The sequence below is a fragment of the Sphingobacterium sp. UBA1897 genome (assembly GCF_002337775.1).
GTDB lineage: Bacteria > Bacteroidota > Bacteroidia > Sphingobacteriales > Sphingobacteriaceae > Sphingobacterium > Sphingobacterium siyangense.
Window position 1 is genome coordinate 1 of record NZ_DDGR01000013.1, and the last position, 5934, is coordinate 5934.

Genomic DNA, 5934 nt, shown 5'->3' on the forward strand with positions numbered 1-5934 from the left:
GTGGCTTTTTTCGTTTTATTTACGAGCATTGTTATTCTACAATACCCTTAATATATAGCGTTTTTACAGGAGTCTTGGTGTTCGACTGTACCGTGAAACTCTTTGTGAATGGAGATTTTGCCGCCGCATTGTAAGTTACTTTGATCGTTCCGCTTTCGCCTGGTTTAATTGGTGTTTTCGTAAATTCTGCTACAGAACATCCGCAGGTAGGCACAACATTTGAAATGATAATTGGCTCACTGCCTGTGTTTGAAAACTTGAAATTATACGAAACGGGCGTACCGGCCGGAATTTTGCCAAAATCATGGGTTTCTTTTTCGAATTTAAATTCCCCTTGTCCTGTCTGCATCGAAGAAAAACCTATAAAGGAAATGATCACTGCTAAGATTGTTATATACTTTTTCATGCTTCTAAAATATTACTTTACGATTAAAATAGTACAACTGATATGCCAAATTTAATATTTATTGCCAATTTATTATACATCTAACAACTTTATTACAGTTATATTATACCTTCTTTCAATAGATCCTGTATGTGGATAACACCAGCATAATTCCCTTTGTCGGAAACCAGTAGTTGTGTGATGTTATTTTCGCGCATAATATGGAGAGCATTGGCTGCCAATTCATTTTTGTCGATGACTTTTGGTGATTTTCCCATGATATCGGCGGCAGTAATTGCCGCTAAATTGGTGTGTTTCTCCAGCATACGACGGATATCACCGTCTGTGATGATGCCGAGTATGTGGTCAGCATCCAACACCGCTACAGCTCCCAGTCTAAACTGTGTTATGGTGATGATGATATCACTTACAGTGGCTTGCGGTTGGACACTAGGCTTGCCGTTCTGATCGGATAGATCGCCGACTCTTAAGTACAGTTTTTTTCCTAATGCTCCTCCTGGGTGGTATTTTGCAAAATCTTTATCCGTGAAATCGCGGCACTCTTGTAAAACGACAGCAAGCGCATCGCCCATGGCTAGCTGAGCAGTTGTACTTGAAGTCGGCGCAAGGTTGTTAGGACAAGCTTCTTTCTCAACGGTGGTATTTAAAATATAGTCTGCATTTTTAGCGAGATAGGATTCCGTATTTCCGACCAAAGCAACCAAAACATTCTTTGTCTGTTTTAAAAAGGGGACAAGTACTTTAATCTCAGGTGTATTACCACTTTTAGAGATCGCAATAATTAAATCATTTTGTTGGATAATACCAAGGTCTCCGTGGATAGCGTCAGCTGCATGCATAAAGATCGATGGTGTGCCTGTCGAATTTAGCGTTGCAACTATCTTTTGAGCGATAATGGCACTTTTGCCGATTCCAGTTACAATGACGCGGCCCTGTAAATTTAGAATACGATCGACAACGGTAACAAAATCATCATCAATATATTGAGCTAAAGCAGCTACCGCCTTGGCTTCTTCTTGAATAGCTTGAATAGCTATATTTTTTATTTCGTAGTTGTTTTTCACAAAAAATACTCTTACTTTTATGTATTAGAATAGATTGCAAAAATAGATTATTTTTCAAGATTATTTCTTCATTTATCTATCTTATTTTTGCCCAAGGCGCAATGGAAATAGAAAAATCACTTTTCGACAATTTACAAGATTTTTTTGGTTTTGATACTTTTAAAGGGGATCAAGAGGCAATTATAACTAGTATTCTTCAACGAAGAGATACTTTTGTAATAATGCCAACCGGAGGAGGAAAATCAATTTGCTACCAGCTTCCTGCTCTTATGAGTGAGGGAACTGCAATTGTTATTTCTCCGCTGATTGCTTTAATGAAAAACCAGGTAGATCAGCTTCGTGCATTCGGTGGCGAAGATAGTATCGCTCATTTTTTAAATTCATCATTGAATAAGAGCGAAATTACAAAGGTTAAGGATGATGTACTCGCCGGGAAGACCAAATTGCTGTATGTAGCTCCAGAATCCCTTGCCAAGCAAGATAATTTGGAATTCTTACATCAGATTACCGTGTCTTTCGTAGCGGTTGACGAAGCGCATTGTATTTCGGAATGGGGGCACGATTTCAGACCAGAATATCGTAAAATACGCCAGGTAATCAACGAAATAGGTGCCAATATCCCTATTATCGCTCTTACGGCGACTGCTACTCCTAAAGTTCAGTCGGATATCCGTAAAAATTTACAGATGAATGATGCTGTTTTATTTAAATCATCATTTAATCGAAGCAATTTGTATTACGAGGTGCGGCCCAAAAAGGATGTTGTTAAGGAGATTGTTCGTTTTATCAAAACCAAATCGGGTAAGACCGGTATTGTCTATTGTTTGAGCCGTAAAAAGGTAGAAGAAATCAGTGAGGTTTTGAACCTAAATGGCATCAAAGCCTTACCTTACCATGCGGGATTGGACGCTAAAACAAGAGCTGATACACAGGATAAATTTTTGATGGAGGATGTGGAAGTGATTGTTGCTACCATCGCTTTCGGTATGGGAATAGACAAACCTGACGTTCGTTATGTCATTCACCATGATATTCCTAAATCCATGGAGGGTTACTATCAGGAAACTGGACGTGCTGGACGTGATGGTGGGGATGGTTATTGTTTGGCTTTTTACTCGGAAAAAGATGTTGAAAAGCTGACCAAGTTTATGAAAGATAAACCTGTGGCCGAACGCGAGATCGGTACACAGATCTTAAAAGAGGTTATTGATTATTCGGAGTCTGCAGTATGTCGTCGTAAACAAATTCTTCATTATTTTGGAGAAAATTTTGACGAGCAGGGCTGTAATAATATGTGCGACAACTGCCGCTCGGAGAAAGAATATTTTGAGGCCGAAGACTCCTTGAAAAATGTACTGGGTTTCATTCAGGAGCAGGGCGAGAAATTTGATGATCATCACGTGATCAACGTCATGATGGGTCAAAATAATCAACCCGTATCTTCCTATAAACATGATGAACATCGTCTTTTCGGAACGGGTAAAGAGAAAGGTGTTATTTATTGGAAATCTTTGCTGAGACAGGCTGCGCTTGACAACTTTATCGAAAAAGATATTGATCACTATGGCCTTTTAAAATTGACAGATATTGGCCGTCATTATCTAGATAACCCTTATCAACTAAAATTTGTTTTGAATCGTCCAATAGAAGGAGGAGATAGCACAAATTCGGAAGATACAGGCCACGGCACAGGAGCCTTAGATACCGTCTTGTTGGGAATGCTTAAAGACCTACGCAAGAAAATTGCAAAAGGGAAGTCATTGCCTCCATTTGTCATCTTTCAAGATCCTTCGCTGGAAGAAATGTGTACACATTATCCAATTGCCATCGATGAGTTGAAACAGATCCAGGGAGTAGGGAATGGTAAAGCGATTAAATTTGGCGCACCATTTATTGCCTTGATCAAAGACTACGTTGAGGAAAATGAAATCGATAGACCCGTGGATCTTGTCATTAAAAGTACAGCAAATAAATCGGCATTAAAGGTATCTATTATTCAAAATATCGATCGTAAAATAGCATTGGATGATATTGCTTCAGCTAAGGGGATAACTTATGAGGAAATATTGAAGGAAATAGAAACGATTGTAAATGCGGGCACAAAAATCAATATCAATTATTTTATTGACGAGATTATTGATGAGGAGCGCCAGGATGAGGTATATGACTATTTTAAGACAGCGGAGACTGATTCAATTAATGATGCGCTTAAAGAACTTGGAGGGGATGATTACAGTTATGAAGATCTCCAATTGATGCGAATCAAATTTTTATCAGAGCTTGGCAATTAATATTTTTATAATTATATGATTAACAAATACATTCCCGAAATAAAGAATGGGACATCGCAGAATTTCTTTTTAATGGCGGGGCCGTGTGCAATTGAGGGAGAAGAAATCGCTTTGCGTATTGCTGAAAAGATTGTTACAATTACAGATAAACTTAATATTCCTTACATTTTCAAGGGATCCTACCGTAAAGCCAATCGGTCCCGCCTAGATTCATTTATGGGAATAGGTGATGAAAAGGCGCTGAAGATTTTAGAAAAAGTAGGGAAAACTTTTGGTGTACCGACGGTGACAGATATCCATGAGAGCCACGAGGCAGAAATGGCAGCTGCATACGTTGACGTTCTTCAAATTCCAGCATTTTTGTGCAGACAGACTGATTTATTGGTTGCGGCGGCAAAAACGAATAAGGTGGTCAATGTAAAAAAAGGTCAGTTTTTGAGTGCGGGATCTATGAAATTTGCAGTAGATAAGATCGTGGAATCAGGAAATGAAAAGGTTTTTTTAACTGATCGTGGCAATACATTCGGCTATCAGGATCTCATTGTAGATTATCGAGGGATTCCCGAAATGCGTGCTTTTAACGTCCCAACAGTGATGGACTGTACACATTCCTTGCAACAACCAAATCAGACTTCTGGCGTAACAGGAGGAAAACCAGCCTTAATTGAAACGATAGCGAAAGCAGCTATCGCCGTGGGAGCTGACGGTCTGTTTATAGAAACACATCCTGATCCGGCAAATGCGAAATCTGATGGCGCCAATATGTTACATTTGGATTTACTTGAAGGCTTGATGGAAAAACTGGTACGAGTTAGACAAGCTATTTTATAGTATAATAAATAAATCACAATAAAAAGGAGCCAATAGGCTCCTTTTTTATAATCAATTATATCAAACTTAAAGCTAAATTATTATATGTTATCAAAAGTTGCGTTGACAGCGTTTTTTCTGTTGTCTTTTTCTGCCATTAAAGCGCAGGAGAATTATAGTTGGTTTTCTCCACTAGAAGATAAACATGTGGAAGGTAGGTTGGAGAATCAGAAGCTTTCAGCCTTCAACAGACTTCCCGATGAATTGGAAAGTCAGGTACGTAAACCAGTATGGGAGCTAGGTAAGAATAGCGCAGGATTCTATATTGACTTTCAAACTTCTTCGCCTGAGATTACAGTTCAATACCAAGTTGCCGGAGGCTTAAATATGCCCCATATGCCAACAACAGGTGTTAGTGGGCTGGATCTTTATGCTTATGATACGGTAAAGAAAGAATGGAAGTGGGCTTATGGCAGTTATGATTTTTCGGATACTATTTCTTATACGTGGAAGAATATTGGGCGCAATGAAAAATTTAATTATCGCTTATATCTTCCGCTCTACAATACTGTTAAGTGGTTAAAGATTGGTGTGCCAAATACGGCTAAATTAACGTATACTCATACCACAGCAGCAAAGCCCATTGTTGTCTATGGAACCTCGATCGGACAGGGGGCCTGTACAAGCCGTCCTGGTTTGGCTTGGACCAGTCAGGTAGGAAGGGCATTTAATAACGAAGTGATCAATTTATGTTTCTCTGGAAATGGTCGACTTGAACAGCCTATTTTAAATATGATGAACCAAGAAGATGCCGCCTGCTATATTCTCGATTGTATTCCCAATCTGGCTATTTCGAAATCGTTAACAGAGACACAATTGGATTCTTTGTTGGTCCATGCGGTGACATTTTTAAGAAAAGAACATCCCGCAACGCCTATCATTTTGACCCAGCATAGTTCGGGAAGTATAGCAGAAGTCTTTAATGAAGATAAAAATGCAGAGTATCAGCAAAGTAGCCGTGTACTGAAAGCTGCGTTTGAAAAATTACAATCGAAAGGGGTTCGCCAGCTTTTCTTATTGTCGAGCCAAGAGCTTAATCTAGATCTGAATTCGACTGTAGACTATGCTCATCCAAATGATCAAGGTATGGAAAGAATCGCAAATGCGTATATTAAATTATTGAAAAAAATTCTAAAGTAGGCTATTGTTAACGGAGACGCTCTGGATATGGGCGTTCGGAATTCACTGAATCAATAATAGTGTATCGTATATGAAACAGATTTATTGGATTAGCATACATCCGTCAGCACAAGAAATAAAAATAGAAAAGGGAAGCTTAAAACTTCCCTTTTCTATTTTTATT

5 protein-coding genes are annotated in these 5934 nt (G+C 38.8%); 3 read left to right on the top strand and 2 right to left on the bottom strand.

Annotation, left to right across the window (positions count from 1 at the left end):
- Positions 1 to 31: 31 nt before the first annotated feature.
- Together B4N43_RS07700 and B4N43_RS07705 are read right to left on the bottom strand one after the other, a co-directional pair.
- Entirely contained in the window at positions 32 to 406 is a 375-nt protein-coding gene (locus B4N43_RS07700) for a DUF1573 domain-containing protein (protein WP_286733917.1), read from the bottom strand.
- Positions 407 to 504: 98 nt separating this feature from the next.
- On the bottom strand, positions 505 to 1470 hold the full coding sequence (locus tag B4N43_RS07705) for a KpsF/GutQ family sugar-phosphate isomerase (protein WP_286733919.1): 966 nt from the start codon (positions 1468 to 1470) through the stop codon (positions 505 to 507).
- Between the two features lie 101 nt (positions 1471 to 1571).
- Between B4N43_RS07705 and recQ the strand changes: the two genes are divergently transcribed.
- From recQ to B4N43_RS07720, 3 genes are all read left to right on the top strand, one after another.
- On the top strand, positions 1572 to 3761 hold the full coding sequence (recQ, locus tag B4N43_RS07710; RefSeq protein ID WP_286733920.1) for a DNA helicase RecQ: 2190 nt from the start codon (positions 1572 to 1574) through the stop codon (positions 3759 to 3761).
- A gap of 15 nt (positions 3762 to 3776) precedes the next feature.
- Positions 3777 to 4592 carry a 3-deoxy-8-phosphooctulonate synthase gene (kdsA, locus tag B4N43_RS07715; RefSeq protein WP_120334127.1) on the top strand — a complete coding sequence of 272 codons (816 nt, stop codon included), beginning with the start codon at positions 3777 to 3779 and terminating at the stop codon, positions 4590 to 4592.
- A gap of 84 nt (positions 4593 to 4676) precedes the next feature.
- Complete coding sequence (locus B4N43_RS07720) at positions 4677 to 5771, top strand: SGNH/GDSL hydrolase family protein (protein WP_145326865.1); 1095 nt, start codon at positions 4677 to 4679, stop codon at positions 5769 to 5771.
- Positions 5772 to 5934: the final 163 nt, after the last annotated feature.